This window comes from Mesorhizobium calcicola (assembly GCF_042682105.1).
GTDB classification, from domain to species: Bacteria; Pseudomonadota; Alphaproteobacteria; order Rhizobiales; family Rhizobiaceae; genus Mesorhizobium; species Mesorhizobium calcicola.
On sequence record NZ_JBHUGY010000063.1, the window covers coordinates 1 to 17,028 of the forward strand.

The following is a 17,028-nucleotide window of genomic DNA, read 5'->3' on the forward strand; positions in this document are numbered from 1 at the left end:
CATCTGGGCGCTGCTGCGGCGCTGCTGGTCACCTCGCTGCATTGGAGCAACAGCCGCGTCGGCCGGCATCAACGCTCTGCTGTCTAGCTGGCCTCTGTTCGCCGCTTTCGGAGGCCCTGCTTTGACGCTTGTGGTCTATTGCCACCGGCATCTCGGGCTGCACTCGCGCCATCTCGGCAACAATCTGAAGCAGCGTTCCTGACTGATCCTCGCACCAGATCAGTAGCTACAATTACCGTTCGCTTGTCAGACGCCGAGCCGCTGAAGGGCCGGGCTGACCAGCTTCAGGTATGCGGTAACTCATCGCTTAGATCGGCAGCGTCTTGCAGCCTGCTGACGTTGTGTTGCTGACCCTGGTCATCCGCGCTCGCCTCTGAAGGGTACGGCCGACCAGTTCGGAAGCGAGCGGCGCGAATTGATGTCTGCTCGGCGCCACGCGATTGGCACGGGGCCACCCAGGCCTTGTCTTGACTCTGCGGCCATTTTCCTGTCTACACCCCACGAATTCCGCGACGAGTATCCCTCCGAGCAAGCCGACCAGGACGCCGAAAACCTCTTTGAGGTGAAGTGCTGTAAATCGATCCTGGAGGCCAACACCCGGCAGCGCTGAGCGCCCCCGGGTGCTTTTTGGTTTTGGCTTTTGCTTGGCGACCTGGCGCGAACGCATTACCTCTCGGTTCGACCCCGAACCGAGATTGAAGGAAGATCGATGTTTGAATCGCTTCAGGAGCGCCTTGGCTCCATCCTGAACGGCCTGACCGGCCGCGGCGCGCTGTCGGAGGCTGATGTCTCGGCCGCGCTGCGCGAGGTGCGCCGTGCGCTGCTCGAAGCCGACGTGGCGCTGGAAGTGGTGCGCTCCTTCACCGACAAGGTGCGCGAGAAGGCGGTCGGCGCCGCCGTGGTCAAGTCGATCAAGCCCGGCCAGATGGTCGTCAAGATCGTCCATGACGAGCTGGTCGAGATGCTCGGCGCCGAAGGCGTCGCCATCGACCTCAATGCGCCGGCGCCGGTCGTCATCATGATGGTCGGCCTGCAGGGCTCCGGCAAGACGACCACTTCGGCCAAGATCGCCAAGCGCCTTTCCGAGCGTCAGAACAAGAAAGTCCTGATGGCCTCGCTCGACACGCGGCGCCCCGCCGCGCAGGAGCAGCTCCGCCAGCTCGGCGAGCAGGTCAAGGTGGCGACGCTGCCGATCATCGACGGCCAGTCGCCGGTCGACATCGCGCGGCGCGCCGTCCAGGCGGCCAAGCTCGGTGGCCACGACATCGTCATCCTCGACACCGCTGGCCGCACCCATATCGACGAGCCGCTGATGGTCGAGATGGCCGACATCAAGAAGGTGTCGAACCCGCACGAAATCCTGCTGGTCGCCGACTCGCTGACCGGCCAGGACGCCGTCAACCTGGCCAAGAGCTTCGACGAGCGCGTCGGCATCACCGGTCTGGTGCTGACCCGCATGGACGGCGACGGCCGTGGCGGTGCCGCCCTTTCCATGCGCGCCGTCACCGGCAAGCCGATCAAGCTGATCGGCACCGGCGAAAAGATGGACGGGCTGGAGGAATTCCACCCCAAGCGCATCGCCGATCGTATCCTCGGCATGGGCGACATCGTCTCGCTGGTCGAAAAGGCAGCCGAGAACATCGACGCCGAGCAGGCGGCGGCGATGGCCAAAAAGATGCAGTCGGGCAAGTTCGACCTGAACGACCTCGCCGGCCAGCTTCAGCAGATGTCGAAGATGGGCGGCATGGGCGGCATCATGGGCATGATGCCTGGCATGGGCAAGATGAAGGACCAGATGGCCGCCGCCGGTCTCGACGACAAGATGTTCGGCCGCCAGCTTGCCATCATCTCGTCGATGACCAAGGCCGAGCGCGCCAACCCCGATATCCTCAAGCACTCGCGCAAGAAGCGCATCGCCGCCGGTTCCGGCACCGACGCCGCCGAGATCAACAAGCTGTTGAAGATGCATCGCGGCATGGCCGACATGATGAAGGCAATGGGCGGCAAGGGCAAAGGCGGCGGCCTGATGCGCGGCATGATGGGCGGCCTTGCCTCCAAGATGGGTCTCGGCGGCATGATGCCGGGCGGCATGGGCGGCGGCATGCCCGACCTGTCGAAGATGGACCCCAAGCAGCTCGAAGCCCTGCAGAAGCAGGCGCAAGCGGCCGGCCTCGGCGGCATGAAGAGCCTGCCCGGCGGCCTTCCAGGCGGCGGTGGCCTGCCCGGTCTGCCCGGCGGCATGAAGCTTCCGGGTCTTCCCGGCCTGGGCGGCGGCGGACTGCCCGGCCTCGGCAAGAAGAAGTGAGGACGCTATGAACGAAGAAAAGGACATGGCCGACGCACGCACCATCCTGGCCGACTATCGCGCCTCGATCGACAACATCGACGCAGCCCTCATCCACATGCTGGCCGAGCGCTTCCGCTGCACCAAGGCGGTTGGCGTGCTGAAGGCGACGCATGGCCTGCCGCCGGCCGACCCGGCGCGCGAGCAGCAGCAGATCGCCCGCCTTCGCCAGCTGGCGAAGGATGCGCATCTCGACCCGGATTTCGCGGAAAAATTCCTCAATTTCGTCGTCCGCGAAGTGATCCGCCACCACGAACAGATCGCCGCCACCAACGGTGTGACCAAAACCAACTGAAACCCAACGAAATCAGAATTTTTAGGAGAAAAGAAATGCCATTGAAGATCCGACTGGCCCGCGCGGGCTCGAAGAAGCGTCCTTACTACCACGTCGTCGTCGCCGACGCCCGTTCGCCCCGCGACGGCCGTTTCATCGAGTCGCTCGGCTCGTGGAACCCGCTGCTGCCCAAGGACGGCGAGCGCGTCAAGGTCGACGCCGACCGCGTCAAGCATTGGCTGTCGCACGGCGCCCAGCCGACCGACCGCGTGCTGCGCTTCCTCGACGAGGCCGGCCTTGCCAAGCGCGACGCCCGCTCCAACCCGAAGAAGGCCGAGCCGGGCAAGAAGGCGCAGGAACGCGCTGCCTTGCTGAAGAAGGCGCAGGAAGACGCTGCCGCCGCTGTCGCGGCCGCCGCAGCCGCACCGGCCGAGGCGGAAGCCGCCACCGCCGAATAATTTTGCCCTATCGCAGTCACGAAAACGGCGGGCTCTGTGCCTGCCGTTTTTGTTTGAACGCCGCCCGACGAGCCTATTCCTCGCCGAGGCGCTTCAGATTGGCGAGGCCCGCCTCGAAATCCTTGCCGATCAGCGTGTCGAAGTTCATGAACAGGCCCATCAGCTTGGCGATGAAGGGCCGGCTGCCGCGCATCGCCCAGGTGACGGCGGTGTTGTCGCCGGAAGCCGTCAGGGTGAAGTCGACGCTGTTGTTGGCCCTGAACGGCTTCTCGAAATCGAGCTTGAGCGACACCAGCGAGGACGGCACCGAATTCGTGACCTCCATGCGTCCCTTGCCGGCCTTGGCGTTGCCTTCCCAGGCATACGCCGCGCCCTTGCCGCTTGTCGCGCCGGAGAGCGTGCGCTTCATCTGAGGGTCGAGCTTTTCGTAAGGCGACCATGTCGGCCAGCGGCTGAAATCGTTGATCAGCGGGAAGATCGCTTCCGGCGGCGCCTTGATATTGGCCGAGCGGGTGACGACGAAATCATCAGGCCGTGTCGCGGCGTAGATGAGCACCGCGGCGATGATGACGACCAGGATGATGAGGATGGTGCTGAACATTTTTCTGTCCTTCGTGTCTATCGGCTGAGCGGGATCAGTGCGCGCACCCGGGGGTCGCGCAGATACAGGCCGCCCCACAGGATGCCGCCGAGATAGACGCCGAACAGTGTGTGCGAGAACAGCGGGTTGTCGACACGCACATTGGTGGCGATGGCGCCGCCCATATAGGCGGTGAGCAGGATGGCGCCGAGCACCGAGGTGCGCGGCAAGCCGTAGAGCGCGGTCGATATCAGGCCGATGACGCCGAGCATGCGCGCGACATTCGCGTCAGCCGGCCAACCAAGCGGCACCATCGCCTGGGTGACGATGTCGAGCGGCGGCAATTTGATGACGCCGTCGAAGATCATGAACAGCACGATGATGCCGCTGAGGGCGCGGCCGGTCCACAGGGCGCCCGTCGAGACGGGCGCGGTTTCGGAAATGCTCATGGTGTTTCCTCCCGATGTTTCGAGCCCTTTCGCTGGGGTCGAACCAAGGACGCGGCATGAGGCGGCGATCCGACAGGGGGCGGATTCTTTTTGGTGTCGGGTGGCAGCAGAGCCGTTCTGTCGCGATCCTTCGCGCCCCCTCGTCCCTCCAACGCTCGCAGTTCTGCGACGCGGAGGCGCGCAGATAGCCGAGCACCTACGAAAAATAGAACTTCTCGGCTGGCAGCATTTTCGGCGGCGTCTCGCCCAGCGCTTCGAACACCGAGATCTCGCAGACACGGCACAGACCATCGAGGGCGAGGTCGTTGGCCTCGGTGCCGAACGGATCCTCGAGTTCTTCGGAAAGCGCGTCGAGGCCGAAGAAGGTGTAGGCGATCAGCGCGGTGAACAGCGGCGTCGCCCAGCCGGTGCTCGAGATCAGGCCGATGGGCAGAAGCAGGCAGACGATGTAGGCCGTGCGGTGCACCAAAAGCGTATAGGCGAAGGGCAAGGGCGTGCCGGCGATCCGCTCGCAGCCGGCCTGGATGGCGGTGATCGATGCCAGCCTTTCATCGAGAATGCGGAAGCCGGTCGAGTCGATCCCGCCGACCCGGCGCTGCGCGTTGGCGCGCCGGCCCATGCGCCTGACCATTTCGTCCGCCGGATTGGCGAAATTTGCCGCCGTGTCCGCCTCGGCGGCGACGAAGGCGCGGGCGTCTTTCAGGCTGTCGATCTTGCGCAACTGGCCGCGCAGGAAGTGGCAGAAGGCAAGCGCCTCCATCAGCAAAGCGCGCTGTTCGGCCGGATCGGCGATCAGGCTGGTGGTGGCGCGCGCCAGATTGCGGATTTCGAAGACCAGCGTGCCCCACAGCTTGCGCGCCTCCCACCAGCGGTCGTAGGCGGCGTTGTTGCGGAACGACAGATAGATCGACAACGTCACGCCGACCAGACCGAAAGGCGCGATGTTGAAGACGCTGAAATCGAGATGGAACTGGCGCGCCACGGCAAGGATGACCGCGGAATAGAGCGCAAAACCCAGGATCTGCGGCAGGATGCGCGGCACCACCGAGCCGCGCATGACGAAGAACAGCTGCAGGAAGGTGGGGCGCGGGCGAACGATCATCGACAAGCCTTTCACGGACCGGCATCGGTCCTCAGCCTCGCTATTGTGCGAGGCAACAGGCCGGCAAGCCCAGCCGCCAGCGACATCGCCATGTCGTGCGTGCAGCCGTGCCGGCACCGGATTATCGGCATCCTTCGGTGGCGGATATTGAAGAACCCTGCATCAGCCGAGAGAGGAAAAATGACCGGCGAGACCGATCTGAAGACCCTGCTGGCATCGATGACGCCGGAACTGCTCGCCGGCACCTACGTTTTCATTACGCTGGCGCCTGGCTTCGCCCAGCCGCAAGGCCTTGATCCGGTGATGACCTTTCGCGAGCGCGAGGGCGTGACGCTGATCGTGACGGAGGAGGCGGCGATGGCAGCGGGGCTGACTGCCGCGTTCCGCTGCCGGATGGTGACGCTGAACATCCATTCGTCGCTGGAAGCCGTCGGCTTCCTCGCCGCCATCACCACGCGGCTGGCCGCCGCCGGCATGGGCGTCAATCCGGTCTCGGCTTTCTACCACGACCACCTGTTCGTCCCCGCCGACCGGACGGAGGAGGCGCTGGAGCTGCTGGTGGAAATGGCAAGGGAGAACAGAGTGTAGCGGGATCGACCGAAGCTGCCGATCTCCCCCGTGTGGAGGAGATCTGCCTTCATTGACACCTTCGCAAACCTCAGCGCCACCACCGGCCAAAGGCCGAGCCCGCGACCGCGGGCCGCCGGTTTTCCGGCGCCCCCGCGGAGGGCCAGCCGCGGCAGCGGCGATACGGCCCGTGAGCGAACCTGAAAGGCCGTCAGGCCGCCTTCTTCTTCGGCTGAATCAGGCCGCGCTCGACCAGCAGCTCGGCGATCTGCACCGCGTTGAGTGCGGCGCCCTTGCGCAGATTGTCGGAGACGATCCACATCGACAGGCCGTTGTCGATGGTCGAATCCTCGCGGATGCGCGAGATGAAGGTGGCGTCCTCGCCGGCCGATTCCAGCGGCGTGATGTAGCCGCCGTCTTCGCGCTTGTCCAAGACCTGGCAGCCCGGCGCCTCGCGCAGGATATCGCGCGCCTCGTCAGCGGTGATCGGCTTCTCGAACTCGATGTTGACCGCTTCCGAATGGCCGATGAACACCGGCACGCGCACGCAGGTCGCCGTCAGCTTGATCTTGGGGTCGAGCATCTTCTTGGTCTCGGCGACCATCTTCCACTCTTCCTTGGTGAAGCCGTCGTCGAGGAAGACGTCGATATGCGGGATGACGTTGAAGGCGATGCGCTTGGTGAACTTCTTGACGTCGACCTGGTCGGCGACGAACACGGCGCGCGTCTGCGTGAACAGCTCGTCCATGCCTTCCTTGCCGGCGCCCGACACCGACTGGTAGGTGGCGACGACGACGCGCTTGATGGTGGCGAAATCATGCAGCGGCTTCAGCGCCACCACCAGCTGCGCGGTCGAGCAGTTCGGGTTGGCGATGATGTTCTTGCGCGTGAACAGCGAGATCGCGTCCGGGTTCACTTCCGGCACGATCAGCGGCACGTCCTGATCGTAGCGGAAGGCCGACGAATTATCGATGACGACGCAGCCCTGCTTGCCGATCTTGGGCGACCATTCCTTGGAGACGTTGCCGCCGGCCGACATGATGCAGATGTCGGTGTCGGAAAAATCATATTGGTCGAGCGCCCTGACCTTCAGCGTACGGTCGCCGAACGACACTTCGGTGCCCTGGCTGCGCCGCGAGGCCAGCGCCACCACTTCGCTCACCGGAAAGCCGCGCTCTTCCAATATGTTGAGCATTTCCCGGCCCACATTGCCCGTGGCGCCGACGATCGCAACCTTGAAACTCATACTCATAAAGATCTCCTGTCCCTCTCCGCTCGGTTTTTGGAGAAAACCCGCCGGCCAATGCGGGTTCCGTCCCCCGGGCCGGACCCGGGAGAGGGTGGTTAGGCCAAGGGAATCACACCGTTTTGGTGGTGGTTTTGGCCATGGTTTTGGTTGAACGAGAAGACGCGACAACGCGCCCGGCCCAATGATTTGCATTGTGGCCAGGGAAATCGAATGCAAGAACCGCCATCAAAAGGCCGCGCATCGAAACTGTCCTGTTCGGTGCCGGCTTTTACGCGGTTTGCGTCAAGAGTCAATCGCCGAGCGACCCCCCTTCTACCACAAGGGGGAAGGGAAGCCCGGTACCACTTTCCCTGTACAAGAGAGGCGGCAGGAAGTACGAACGGCCAAGATTGTTTGGCTGGCGCGACGCCAGCCCCGGCACGTGCTCGATGACGAGCGCAGACCCTGAATTCCGAAAGAGCAAGATGTCCAACTTCGAAGCTATTGTTCCAGCGCTGGCAAAGGCGCTGGAAAAACGCGGCTATTCCGAACTGACGCCGGTGCAGAAGGCGGTTCTGGCCCCCGAACTCGGGCAGGCCGATGCGCTGGTGTCGGCGCAGACCGGCTCCGGCAAAACCGTCGCCTTCGGCCTCGCCTTGGCGCCGACCCTGCTGGGCGACGCGGAGCGCTTCGGCCACGCCGCGGCGCCGCTGGCGCTGGCGGTGGCGCCGACACGCGAGCTGGCGCTGCAGGTGACGCGCGAGTTGGAATGGCTCTACGAGCTGACCGGCGCCACGGTGGCGTCCTGCGTCGGCGGCATGGATATGCGCACCGAGCGGCGCGCGCTGGAGCGCGGCGCCCACATCGTCGTCGGCACGCCCGGCCGCCTGCGTGACCACATCACCCGCCACTCGCTCGACATGTCGGCGCTCAAGGCCGTGGTGCTCGACGAAGCCGACGAGATGCTCGATCTCGGCTTTCGCGAGGACCTCGAATTCATCCTCGACGCAGCCCCCTCCGAGCGCCGCACGCTGATGTTCTCGGCCACAGTGCCGCGCTCGATCGCCACGCTCGCCCAAGGCTACCAGCGCGATGCCGTGCGCATCTCGGCCGCCGGCGAGGAAAAGCAGCATCTCGACATCGAATACCGGGCGCTGAGCGTTGCCCAGGCCGACCGCGAGAACGCCATCATCAACGTGCTGCGTTTTTATGAGGCCAAGAACGCGCTGGTGTTCTGCAACACCCGCGCCGCCGTCAACCATCTGACCGCGCGCTTCAACAACCGCAACTTTTCCGTCGTCGCACTGTCGGGTGAACTCAGCCAGAACGAGCGCAGCCATGCGCTGCAGGCCATGCGCGACGGCCGCGCCAAGGTCTGCATCGCCACCGATGTCGCGGCGCGCGGCATCGACCTGCCTAACCTCGAACTGGTGATCCATGCCGACCTGCCGACCAATCCGGAAACGCTGCTGCACCGCAGCGGCCGCACCGGCCGCGCCGGGCGCAAGGGCGTCAGCGCGCTGATCGTGCCCAACAGCGCCCGCAAGCGCACCGAACGGCTGTTGCAGAACGCCGGGCTCAGGGCGACATGGGCAAGCCCGCCTTCGGCCGACGACGTGTTGCGCCGCGACGACGAGCGCATCCTTGCCGACCCCGCCTTCAGCGAACCGGTGAAGGATGAGGAACGCGGCTTCATCGGCGAGCTTCTCGACAAGCATGGCGCCGAACAGGTCGCCGCCGCCTTCGTGCGCCTGTGCCGTTCCAGCCGCTCGGCGCCGGAGGATCTTCTCGACGTCGCGCCGTTCACGCCATCGCGTGAAAGACCGGCGGGCGAAAACTTCGCACGCCGCGACGAGGCGCCCAGCCGCCGCGACGATTTCGGTGCCAGCGTCTGGTTCTCGTTGTCGATCGGCCGCCGGCAGAACGCCGAACCGCGCTGGCTGATCCCGATGCTGTGCCGCGCCGGCAGCATCAGCAAGCGCGAGATCGGCGCCATCAAGATGCAGCCGGAAGAGACCTTCGTGCAGATCGCGGCCGACTGGGCCGACCGCTTCCTGGCGGCGATCGGTCCCGACCGCAAATTGCAGAACAACATTTTGGTGAAGCAGCTGGACGGCGCACCCGATTTGTCGCGGGCCGGCCATCAGCCGCCGGACAAGAAACCGCATCGCGGCAAGGCGCCGTTCGATCCGAACGCGCCGAAGCGCAAATTCGAGAAGCGCGCACCGGCACCGGCATCGGCTGATCAGCGCCCCGCCGCATTCGAGGCAAAGCCGTGGGCAAAAAAGCCTGGCAAGCCGAAATTCGAAAACACCGGCGCGCCGAAGCACAAGAAGGCGAAGAAGCGGCCAAGCTAACGCCATAGCGAAGCGTCGGCAGCGCCTTTCAGCGGCGCAGAAGAGAATTTCGTTCTGTAGCGATCCTTCCCCACCCCCTCTGTCGCGCCGGACATCCTCCCCCTCGAGGACAGGGCAATCGCATAGGCAGCGCCAGCCCCCCACTCCGGCCGCTGCGCGGCCACCTCTCCCCCATGTCCATGGGGGAGAGGAACCCAAGCCTTTCAAGGCTGCGACCTCGGCGGTTGGCATTTCCTCTCCCCCCACGAATGTGGGGGGAGAGGTGGCTCGGCGAAGCCGAGACGGAGTGGGGGAGCGCCATATGCGATTGCCCTGCCCGCAAGGGGAGATCGGCAGCTTCACTCGCACCGCTCATCTTGCGACGTTGACGATTGGCGAAAGCAGAGATGAATCTCCCTCCTTGCGGGGGGTGAGGCGTGGTCCGCGCAGCGGACGGAAAGCCAACGGCTTGGCTTTCCGAACAACGAACGCCGGAGCGACAGCGAAGGGCCGGGTCCGGCAGGCCAGAGGGGGGTGCTGTCCCGCCAGCGTCCCGCAAGGTTCTGCGCCGCCGTATAGCCACGCATTTTCATGGCGCCCCTTGCGATCTGCCGAAACTTTGAACAGTCTGGGTCGGGGCGCGAATGGCGAGCGGGGGTGGCATATGCGCGGCGAAGTGCTTCACTATGACGAGGAGCAGGGCTTCGGCTTCATCACCGGAGCCGACGGCAACCGCTACACCTTCACCCGTGAGAACCTGCGCCGGGAAACCGCCATGCCCAACGGCACGGCCGTCGAGTTCCAGCCGGGCGGCGGGCAGGCGCGCGACGTCTTTTCGATCGCCGCCCAGACCGCAGCCCCCGCCGCCGACGCCGGCACGAGCGCCGCGCAGCCTCAAGCCGGCAAACCGGCTGCCGCCGGTGCACGTCAGGCCCAGCATTTCGGTCGCGCCTCCGAGCCTGCCGAGCCCACCGATTTGTGGGGCTATTTCTGGCGCGGTGTGACGCGGAACTACTTCAACTTCGCCGGCCGCGCGCGGCGCAAGGAATATTGGGGCTACTGCCTGTTCTGGACGGTTTGCCTGCTGATCATCGGCGGCATCGGCCTGTTCACCGATACGGATATGGGCAATTTCGACAGCGACGTATCCGCGGCGGTGACCGTTGGCCTGTGCGGCACCTTCCTGCTCGCGACATTTCTGCCCAGCCTCGGCATGATCGTGCGCCGGCTGCACGACATAGGCCTGTCGGGTTGGCTCTGTCTGGTGATCCTCATCCCCACCATCGGCAGCCTGATCATCCTGGTCTTCGCGCTGATTCCGACACAGGCCCGGGAAAACCAGTGGGGACCGGTGCCGGCGGGTATCCGGACGTAGCCTGACGTTTGTATTGCAATTATGAACAACCCTGAGTAGTATTTGCGCGACGCAATGAGAAAGGGGCAGGGCATGCGCGGCACGGTGTTCCACTACGACCAGGATCAGGACTACGGCTACATCAACGGGGTCGACGCCAAGCGCTATATCTTTTCCCACGATGATTTGAGCCAGCAGGAGACCCTTGTCAGGGGCACTCTTGTTGAGTTCCAACCGGACGACGGCACGGCCCACAACATAGTCGCCGTCGCGTCAAGCGTACCGGTGCCAGGCACCGCTCGGCCGCGGCAGACCGAACGTTCTACCCGAAGCCGGCCCGCCTACTCCACAGGGCTGTGGGCTTACTTCTGGCGCGCGGTGATTGCGGACTACAGCAATTTCAACGGACGTGCCCGTCGCAAGGAATTCTGGGCCTTCTGGCTATTCTACACCCTTGGGATATTCGCACTCTTAGGGCTTCGGAATACTCGTTGACCTGGCGATCAACGGCTTCGAAACCAACACAGACAGGACGCCGATAGGGTTCATAGTATTCATACCCCTCCTGGTTTTCATTTTGGGATTGATCCTGCCATCGATTGCGCTCGTCGTGCGGCGTGTGCATGACGCCGGTCTGAGCGGCTGGTTTGCCCTGCTCTGCTTCATGCCGCCCATTAGCAGCATTGCCTTGCTGGCCTTCGGATTTATGCCGTCTCAGGTGGGCGACAACCCCTGGGGGCGGGTGCCAGCGGGCATCAGGGTTTAGCCGCCTTCAGCGCTTCGCCCGAAAGCCTGAGAAAAACCTTTTGGCCATGGCGCTCGGCGCCGAGCCGGTCGTAGAACCGCAGCGCGCCCTCGTTCCAGTCTTCGGTGGTCAGGTCGATACGGCCGATGCCATGGCGCCGGCAATGGCCGGCGAGAAAGCCGATCAGGGCCCGGCCGACACCGGCGCTGCGAGCCTTGTCACGCACGAACAGGTCCTTGAGGAACAGCAACCGCTCGAGATCGATGCCGGGATGCGCGATCGCCACCGACGCCAGGCCGCCGACCTCGCCCTTGACGAAGGCCAGCGCGAAATGCGGATAGGCCGGGCTTTCCTCGCCGAGCCATTTCCGCGCCGCCGACAAGGCCCGCTCATGGCCAAGCGGCGGCTGGCGGTAGTGCACGGCCATCTCGCACAGCATGGTGGCGAGCGCCGTCGCGTCCTCGATCGTCGCCCAACGGACGTCGACCGCCACGCGATCAGCCGAGGAATTTGGCGATGATCGCGTCGCCCATCTCCACGGTGCCGACCTCGGTCATGCCCTCGGACAGGATGTCCTTGGTGCGCAAGCCTTGGTCGAGCACGGCCGCGATCGCGGCTTCCACACGGTCGGCTTCCTCGACCATGCCGAAGGAATAGCGCAGGCACATGGCGAACGAGGCGATCATGGCGATTGGGTTGGCGATGCCCTTGCCGGCAATGTCGGGCGCCGAGCCGTGCACCGGCTCATAGAGCGCCTTTCGCTTCTTGGTCTTCACATCCGGCGCGCCGAGCGAAGCCGACGGCAGCATGCCGATCGAGCCGGTCAGCATGGCGGCGATGTCGGACAGCATGTCGCCGAACAGATTGTCGGTGACGATGACGTCGAACTGCTTGGGCCAGCGCACCAGCTGCATGCCGCCGGCATCGGCCAGCATGTGATCGAGCTTGACGTCAGAGTAACGCGCCTTGTGGGTCTGGGTGACGACCTCGTTCCACAGCACGCCCGACTTCATCACGTTGCGCTTTTCCATCGAGGTGACATGGTTCTTGCGCGTGCGCGCCAGCTCGAACGCGACGCCCGAAATGCGCTCGATCTCGAACGTGTCGTAGACCTGGGTGTCGATGCCGCGCTTCTGGCCATTGCCGAGGTCGATGATCTGCTTCGGCTCGCCGAAATAGACGCCGCCGGTCAGCTCGCGCACGATCAATATGTCGAGCCCTTCGACCACCTCCTGCTTGAGCGACGAGGATGCCGCCAGCGCCGGATAGCAGATGGCGGGGCGCAGATTGGCGAACAGCTCCATGTCCTTGCGCAGGCGCAGCAGGCCGGCTTCGGGGCGCACCTCATAGGGCACGGCATCCCATTTCGGCCCGCCGACGGCGCCGAACAGCACCGCGTCGGCGGCCATCGCCTTGTCCATGTCGGCATCGGAAATCGCCGCGCCATGCGCATCGTAGGCGCAGCCGCCGACCAGACCTTCATCGGTGGCAAAGCCGCTGCCGAGCTTGTCGTTCATGGCTGATATCAGCTTCTTGACCTCGGCCATCGCCTCCGGACCGATGCCGTCGCCGGCGAGCAGGAAAAGATGCTTCGTTGCCATGGAGAACCGTCCCGGAAAGATTTGAACCGCGGCCTTGCTAAACGCCCAGCGCCCGGCGCGCAAGCCTGCGTGTCACAACCGCATTCACCTATGCGAGAGAATGTTGACCAGCCGGCCGAACGGATCGCGCACATAGAAGCGCCGTACGCCCCAGGGCTCGTCGGCCGGGCCGTATTCGATGGCGAAGCCGGCGCTCTTCATGGCGTCGAGCGCCGCATCGACATCGTCGACCTCGATCGACAGATCCGGCACCGGCGAGCCGGAGCCGCCCTCGGCGGCGAAGCTGATCTGGACGTCCATCTTTTCCTGCGAGCCCAAGGTCGCGATCCAGCCATGGTCCATGAGCACGTCGAGGCCGAGCACGTCCTGGTAGAAGCGCTTCGCCGCCGCGATATCAGATGTCTCGATGTTGGCAACGATGCGCCTGACTTTCATCGTCTGCCGCCTTTCATGCCGTGCGCCGCAACGCCGTCACCTCGATCTCGATCTTCATTTCCGGCTTGTTGAGCTGGCACACGATCATCGTCGCCGCCGGCCTGATGGCGCCGAACGTCTCGCCCAGGATCGGGAAGACGATGTCGACGAAGGCCTGATCGGTGACGTAGTAGTGCGCCCGCACCACGTCGGCCATCTCGAAGCCGCCGTCCTGCAGCGCCTTGCCGATGGTCGCCAGGCAATTGCGTGTCTGCGCCTCGACCGTCTCCGGCATCGTCATCGTCGCATAGTCATAGCCGGTCGTTCCGGACACGAAACACCAGTCGCCCTGCACCACGGCACGCGAATAGCCGGCGGTCTTTTCAAATGGCGAGCCGGTGGAGATCAGTTTTCGCATGGGGGTCCTCCTTGGATCATGGGCCTGCGTCTAGCAGGCGGAGCGGCGCGGGTCGTGGGCCAAGCAGGGCGGACCATTGTCACGACGCGGCCGCGGAGATTAGCCGGAGGCTCCCTCCCGTCGTCATCCTATGGCGAAGCAAGGAGCGTAGCGACGCAGCGCAGACCATAGGATCCATTCCGCGACCTCAAGGCGTTGCAGCGGTGCAGAATTCTGCTCCGTTGCACCCTTCGACGGCGGTCGCGGCATGGATCCTCGGGTCTGCGCTCCGCTGCACGTCGCTCCGCCCGTGGATGACGAAAGCGCGGGGCCGCCCTAGTTCGCCGACCCCAGCGCCTTGTCCAATGCCTCCTTCACGTCGGCCGGCCATGTCGCCACCGCCGGCCAGGCGTTCGGCTGGCCATTGTCGCCGCGGCGGGCGAAATAGAGTTTGTGCTTCGCCGGGTCGACCGCCATGAAGCCGTCATTGCCGCCGCAGTCATGCGGCACGCAACCGCTGGCATAGAAGGCGCCGGACGCGGTCTTTTCCGTGCCGCCGCCGACCAGCAGGCTGGTCGCCATGTCGGGCATGTCCTTGCCGAGCAGAGCCTCGGCCGCCTTGTAGACCGCCTCGTTGTGGAAGGCGTCGATGATGTTCTGGTAGTTTTCCGGATCGATGTCTTTCCAGTCGGTGCCGGGTTCCGGCATGTAGGTCAGGTTGCCTGAAGTCGTCAGCCCCTCGGTCGGCGACCATTGCAAAGCCGGCTTCTCCTCTCCCGGCAACAGATAGGGCACGAAATAGATGGCGTTGTCGGACACCGCCGATGGCGGTGCGCCGCACTCGTCCTGTTCGACCGTCGTGCTCTGGATGGTGCCGCCTTCCGGCTTCCAGACGATCACCGTGGCCGGGCCGCATTGATTGCCGCCATCGCCGACATCGAACAGCGCCACCTTGACGCCGCCGACCTCGACGATTTTGTCGAAGAAGACGTCATAATTGCTGGCCAGCTGCTGGCCATCATAGGCAAGCACCTTCTCGCCGTCCTGCTCCGGCTGGGTGATGGTCAGCTGGCCGCCCTCGAACGGTACGGGCGCCTGCTTGTCGTCGTCGGAAGCATCGGCGGCGCCCGTGCCCTGATCGGTGGCGGGTTTCTCGGCCGATGGCGCCAACTGCGCGGCCGGCGTCTGCGTCTGGGCCTGGGCATAAGCGCCGGTCAGCAGAAGAAGCGCCAGCCCACAGGCGCCGGCAAGAAGCGAACGTGTCATGGTGATCCTCCGTTCGTCGGATCATAGCCAGCCGGAAATGAAACGCCAGTCCGCGGCACACGCGCTAGAAGGCGGCGAGCTTTGAAGGGCGGATAACCTTTTGCGTCGGCGGGACAGCACCCCCTCTGGCCTGCCGGCCATCTCCCCCGCAAGGAGGGAGATCGGCTGCCAACGATGAGTTCGCCAATCACCAACCTTGCAGAGACGGGCGGAGCGCCAAAGCTGCCAATCTCCCCCCTTGCGGGGGAGATGCCCGGCAGGGCAGAGGGGGGTGGGAAGGATCGCGACACAACAGAACGGCCTTTACACCGCTCCTAGTTCGGCGTGCCAAATGCCTCGTCCAGCGCCGCCTTGACCTCGGCCGGCCAGGTCTGCACCGGCGGCCATGCGTCCATCCTGGGCTTGCCGCCGCTGCGGGCGAAATAGAGTTTTTGGTTGGTCGGGTCGACAGCCATGAAACCGTGATTGCCGCCGCAATTGTGCGGCGCGCAGCCGTCGAAGTAGACGATGCCGGACGCGGTTGTTTTCGTACCGCCGGCGGCCAGGAAGCTGGCCGACAGAACGGTCATGTCCTCGCCGAGCAAGGCCGCGGCGTCCCTGTAGACCGCCTCGTTGTGGAAGGCGTCGATCATGTCCTCGTATTTCGACGCGTCGACGTCTTTCCAGCCGGTGCCGGGATCCGGCATGTAGGTGAGATTGCCCGCAATCGTCAGCCCGTCGGTGGGCGACCATTGCATCGCGCGCTTCGAGGCGCCAGGCAGCAGATAGGGGACGAAATAGATGACATCGTCGGTTACCGACGCCGGCGCGCCGCATCCGTCCTGCTCGACCGTGATGCCCTGGATCGGGCCGCCTTCCGGCTTCCACGCGATCATCACGGGAGGAGCGCAGAGATGGTCGATGTTGCCGTCGCCGACATCGACCAGCGCCACCTTGACCCCGGCGATGTCGACGATCCTGTCGAAGAAGACGTCATAGTTGCTCGCCAGCCTCTGGCCGTCGTAAGCGAGCACCTTTTCGCCGTCCGCCTCCTGCTGGGTGATGGTGAATTGACCACCCTCGAACGGGATCGGCGCCTGCTGGTCGATGACTGGCGGTTGGGCGAACAGGCTCGTGGCCGGCAACAGCATCAACACCAGGCCACAGGCGCCGGCAACAAGCGAACGTGTCATGACAAGTCCCCGTCCTACCCCGAAGACTTGCCGTCGGTGCGGCGTTGCCGTTCAGGCCGCTTGTTTCAGGCCCATGGACGCTGTTCGGCGTTCTTCTTCTCGAACGAAGCGATGGCGCCGGCCTTCTCCATGGTCAGGCCGATATCGTCGAGACCGTTCAGCATGCAGTGCCGCTTGAAGTCGTCGAGGTCGAACGCGACCACGCCGCCATCGGGGCCGCGAATTTCCTTGGCCTCGAGGTCGACCGACAGAGTGGCGTTGGAGCCGCGCGAGGCGTCGTCCATCAGCTTCTCGAGATCCTCGGGGCTGACGGTGATCGGCAGCACGCCGTTCTTGAAGCAGTTGTTGTAGAAAATGTCGGCGAACGAGGTCGAGATGACGCAGCGAATGCCGAAGTCGAGCAGCGCCCACGGCGCATGCTCGCGCGACGAGCCGCAGCCGAAATTGTCGCCGGCGACCAGGATCTGCGCCTTGCGGTAGGCCGGCTTGTTGAGCACGAAATCCGGATTTTCCGAACCGTCGTCATTGTAGCGCATTTCGGCGAACAGGCCGGTGCCGAGCCCGGTGCGCTTGATCGTCTTGAGATAATCCTTCGGGATGATCATGTCGGTGTCGACATTGACGATCGGCATCGGAGCGGCGACGCCGGTGAGCTTGGTGAATTTTTCCATGGCTTTTGCCCGTGTTTTCGTTGCGGGGGAATTTGCTGAGGCACGGTTTACACAAAGCCGCGGGCAAATA

20 protein-coding genes are annotated in these 17,028 nt (G+C 64.6%); 9 read left to right on the forward strand and 11 right to left on the reverse strand.

From position 1 onward, the window contains the following. The 4 genes from ACFSQT_RS32895 to rpsP all read left to right on the forward strand — a co-directional run. On the forward strand, window positions 1-202 hold a 202-nt coding region (locus ACFSQT_RS32895), incomplete at its 5' end, for a hypothetical protein (protein WP_379025917.1). A 507-nt stretch (window positions 203-709) separates the two neighbouring features. Further along, window positions 710-2,305: a signal recognition particle protein gene (ffh, locus tag ACFSQT_RS32900; RefSeq protein WP_379025356.1), complete on the forward strand. Its 1,596-nt coding sequence runs from the start codon at window positions 710-712 to the stop codon at window positions 2,303-2,305. Between the two features lie 7 nt (window positions 2,306-2,312). Beyond that, on the forward strand, window positions 2,313-2,639 hold the full coding sequence (locus tag ACFSQT_RS32905; RefSeq protein ID WP_379025354.1) for a chorismate mutase: 327 nt from the start codon (window positions 2,313-2,315) through the stop codon (window positions 2,637-2,639). Between the two features lie 35 nt (window positions 2,640-2,674). Next, entirely contained in the window at window positions 2,675-3,076 is a 402-nt protein-coding gene (rpsP, locus tag ACFSQT_RS32910) for a 30S ribosomal protein S16 (RefSeq protein ID WP_107651942.1), read from the forward strand. A gap of 73 nt (window positions 3,077-3,149) precedes the next feature. Here rpsP and ACFSQT_RS32915 read toward each other — a convergent pair whose 3' ends face one another. The 3 genes from ACFSQT_RS32915 to ACFSQT_RS32925 form a co-directional block, all read right to left on the reverse strand. After that, window positions 3,150-3,677 (reverse strand): SRPBCC family protein, encoded by a 528-nt coding sequence (locus ACFSQT_RS32915; protein ID WP_379025351.1) that lies wholly within the window; start codon window positions 3,675-3,677, stop codon window positions 3,150-3,152. Between the two features lie 17 nt (window positions 3,678-3,694). Continuing rightward, window positions 3,695-4,105, reverse strand: a complete 411-nt coding sequence (locus ACFSQT_RS32920) for a DoxX family protein (RefSeq protein ID WP_379025349.1) — start codon at window positions 4,103-4,105, stop codon at window positions 3,695-3,697. A gap of 196 nt (window positions 4,106-4,301) precedes the next feature. Further along, window positions 4,302-5,207 (reverse strand): bestrophin family protein, encoded by a 906-nt coding sequence (locus ACFSQT_RS32925; protein ID WP_379025919.1) that lies wholly within the window; start codon window positions 5,205-5,207, stop codon window positions 4,302-4,304. A gap of 180 nt (window positions 5,208-5,387) precedes the next feature. On the opposite strand from ACFSQT_RS32925, the gene ACFSQT_RS32930 reads away from it, so the two are divergent. Continuing rightward, window positions 5,388-5,795 (forward strand): ACT domain-containing protein, encoded by a 408-nt coding sequence (locus ACFSQT_RS32930; RefSeq protein WP_379025921.1) that lies wholly within the window; start codon window positions 5,388-5,390, stop codon window positions 5,793-5,795. A 190-nt stretch (window positions 5,796-5,985) separates the two neighbouring features. On the opposite strand, the gene ACFSQT_RS32935 is transcribed toward ACFSQT_RS32930, so the two are convergent. After that, on the reverse strand, window positions 5,986-7,020 hold the full coding sequence (locus ACFSQT_RS32935; RefSeq protein WP_379025943.1) for an aspartate-semialdehyde dehydrogenase: 1,035 nt from the start codon (window positions 7,018-7,020) through the stop codon (window positions 5,986-5,988). A 467-nt stretch (window positions 7,021-7,487) separates the two neighbouring features. Here ACFSQT_RS32935 and ACFSQT_RS32940 point away from each other — a divergent pair, with 467 nt between their 5' ends. The 4 genes from ACFSQT_RS32940 (at window position 7,488) to ACFSQT_RS32955 (ending at window position 11,458) form a co-directional block, all read left to right on the forward strand. Then, window positions 7,488-9,359: a DEAD/DEAH box helicase gene (locus ACFSQT_RS32940; RefSeq protein WP_379025923.1), complete on the forward strand. Its 1,872-nt coding sequence runs from the start codon at window positions 7,488-7,490 to the stop codon at window positions 9,357-9,359. A gap of 643 nt (window positions 9,360-10,002) precedes the next feature. Next, window positions 10,003-10,713: a DUF805 domain-containing protein gene (locus tag ACFSQT_RS32945; protein ID WP_379025925.1), complete on the forward strand. Its 711-nt coding sequence runs from the start codon at window positions 10,003-10,005 to the stop codon at window positions 10,711-10,713. A gap of 72 nt (window positions 10,714-10,785) precedes the next feature. Continuing rightward, the gene (locus ACFSQT_RS32950; protein ID WP_379025927.1) at window positions 10,786-11,187 is read left to right on the forward strand and encodes a DUF805 domain-containing protein; all 402 of its coding nucleotides are present in this window, start codon (window positions 10,786-10,788) and stop codon (window positions 11,185-11,187) included. Window positions 11,188-11,239: 52 nt separating this feature from the next. Then, window positions 11,240-11,458: a DUF805 domain-containing protein gene (locus ACFSQT_RS32955; protein WP_465264374.1), complete on the forward strand. Its 219-nt coding sequence runs from the start codon at window positions 11,240-11,242 to the stop codon at window positions 11,456-11,458. Here the strand turns inward: ACFSQT_RS32955 and ACFSQT_RS32960 are convergent. The 7 genes from ACFSQT_RS32960 to leuD form a co-directional block, all read right to left on the reverse strand. Continuing rightward, window positions 11,448-11,930, reverse strand: coding sequence for a GNAT family N-acetyltransferase (locus tag ACFSQT_RS32960; RefSeq protein ID WP_379025929.1), 483 nt, complete (start codon window positions 11,928-11,930; stop codon window positions 11,448-11,450). The two genes, ACFSQT_RS32955 and ACFSQT_RS32960, sit on opposite strands and share 11 nt — an antisense overlap. 4 nt (window positions 11,931-11,934) lie before the next feature. Continuing rightward, window positions 11,935-13,038 (reverse strand): 3-isopropylmalate dehydrogenase, encoded by a 1,104-nt coding sequence (leuB, locus tag ACFSQT_RS32965; RefSeq protein ID WP_379025931.1) that lies wholly within the window; start codon window positions 13,036-13,038, stop codon window positions 11,935-11,937. 84 nt (window positions 13,039-13,122) lie between these two features. Further along, window positions 13,123-13,473, reverse strand: coding sequence for a VOC family protein (locus ACFSQT_RS32970; RefSeq protein ID WP_379025933.1), 351 nt, complete (start codon window positions 13,471-13,473; stop codon window positions 13,123-13,125). A gap of 13 nt (window positions 13,474-13,486) precedes the next feature. After that, complete coding sequence (locus tag ACFSQT_RS32975; protein WP_379025935.1) at window positions 13,487-13,870, reverse strand: RidA family protein; 384 nt, start codon at window positions 13,868-13,870, stop codon at window positions 13,487-13,489. 315 nt (window positions 13,871-14,185) lie between these two features. After that, on the reverse strand, window positions 14,186-15,115 hold the full coding sequence (locus ACFSQT_RS32980; RefSeq protein WP_379025937.1) for a hypothetical protein: 930 nt from the start codon (window positions 15,113-15,115) through the stop codon (window positions 14,186-14,188). 314 nt (window positions 15,116-15,429) lie between these two features. Then, complete coding sequence (locus tag ACFSQT_RS32985) at window positions 15,430-16,287, reverse strand: hypothetical protein (RefSeq protein WP_379025939.1); 858 nt, start codon at window positions 16,285-16,287, stop codon at window positions 15,430-15,432. Window positions 16,288-16,352: 65 nt separating this feature from the next. After that, entirely contained in the window at window positions 16,353-16,958 is a 606-nt protein-coding gene (leuD, locus tag ACFSQT_RS32990) for a 3-isopropylmalate dehydratase small subunit (protein ID WP_379025941.1), read from the reverse strand. Window positions 16,959-17,028 lie beyond the last annotated feature (70 nt).

What these genes read in the sequence shown, in the direction of transcription:
- ACFSQT_RS32975 (WP_379025935.1), bottom strand. Translation starts at nt 13,870, where the DNA reads ATGCGAAAACTGATCTCCACCGGCTCGCCATTTGAAAAGACCGCCGGC.
- ACFSQT_RS32930 (WP_379025921.1), top strand. Translation starts at nt 5,388, where the DNA reads ATGACCGGCGAGACCGATCTGAAGACCCTGCTGGCATCGATGACGCCG.
- ACFSQT_RS32905 (WP_379025354.1), top strand. Translation starts at nt 2,313, where the DNA reads ATGAACGAAGAAAAGGACATGGCCGACGCACGCACCATCCTGGCCGAC.
- ACFSQT_RS32970 (WP_379025933.1), bottom strand. Translation starts at nt 13,473, where the DNA reads ATGAAAGTCAGGCGCATCGTTGCCAACATCGAGACATCTGATATCGCG.
- ACFSQT_RS32915 (WP_379025351.1), bottom strand. Translation starts at nt 3,677, where the DNA reads ATGTTCAGCACCATCCTCATCATCCTGGTCGTCATCATCGCCGCGGTG.
- ACFSQT_RS32940 (WP_379025923.1), top strand. Translation starts at nt 7,488, where the DNA reads ATGTCCAACTTCGAAGCTATTGTTCCAGCGCTGGCAAAGGCGCTGGAA.
- leuD (WP_379025941.1), bottom strand. Translation starts at nt 16,958, where the DNA reads ATGGAAAAATTCACCAAGCTCACCGGCGTCGCCGCTCCGATGCCGATC.
- ACFSQT_RS32985 (WP_379025939.1), bottom strand. Translation starts at nt 16,287, where the DNA reads ATGACACGTTCGCTTGTTGCCGGCGCCTGTGGCCTGGTGTTGATGCTG.
- ACFSQT_RS32945 (WP_379025925.1), top strand. Translation starts at nt 10,003, where the DNA reads ATGCGCGGCGAAGTGCTTCACTATGACGAGGAGCAGGGCTTCGGCTTC.
- ACFSQT_RS32935 (WP_379025943.1), bottom strand. Translation starts at nt 7,020, where the DNA reads ATGAGTTTCAAGGTTGCGATCGTCGGCGCCACGGGCAATGTGGGCCGG.
- ffh (WP_379025356.1), top strand. Translation starts at nt 710, where the DNA reads ATGTTTGAATCGCTTCAGGAGCGCCTTGGCTCCATCCTGAACGGCCTG.
- rpsP (WP_107651942.1), top strand. Translation starts at nt 2,675, where the DNA reads ATGCCATTGAAGATCCGACTGGCCCGCGCGGGCTCGAAGAAGCGTCCT.
- ACFSQT_RS32925 (WP_379025919.1), bottom strand. Translation starts at nt 5,207, where the DNA reads ATGATCGTTCGCCCGCGCCCCACCTTCCTGCAGCTGTTCTTCGTCATG.
- ACFSQT_RS32950 (WP_379025927.1), top strand. Translation starts at nt 10,786, where the DNA reads ATGCGCGGCACGGTGTTCCACTACGACCAGGATCAGGACTACGGCTAC.
- leuB (WP_379025931.1), bottom strand. Translation starts at nt 13,038, where the DNA reads ATGGCAACGAAGCATCTTTTCCTGCTCGCCGGCGACGGCATCGGTCCG.
- ACFSQT_RS32980 (WP_379025937.1), bottom strand. Translation starts at nt 15,115, where the DNA reads ATGACACGTTCGCTTCTTGCCGGCGCCTGTGGGCTGGCGCTTCTTCTG.
- ACFSQT_RS32920 (WP_379025349.1), bottom strand. Translation starts at nt 4,105, where the DNA reads ATGAGCATTTCCGAAACCGCGCCCGTCTCGACGGGCGCCCTGTGGACC.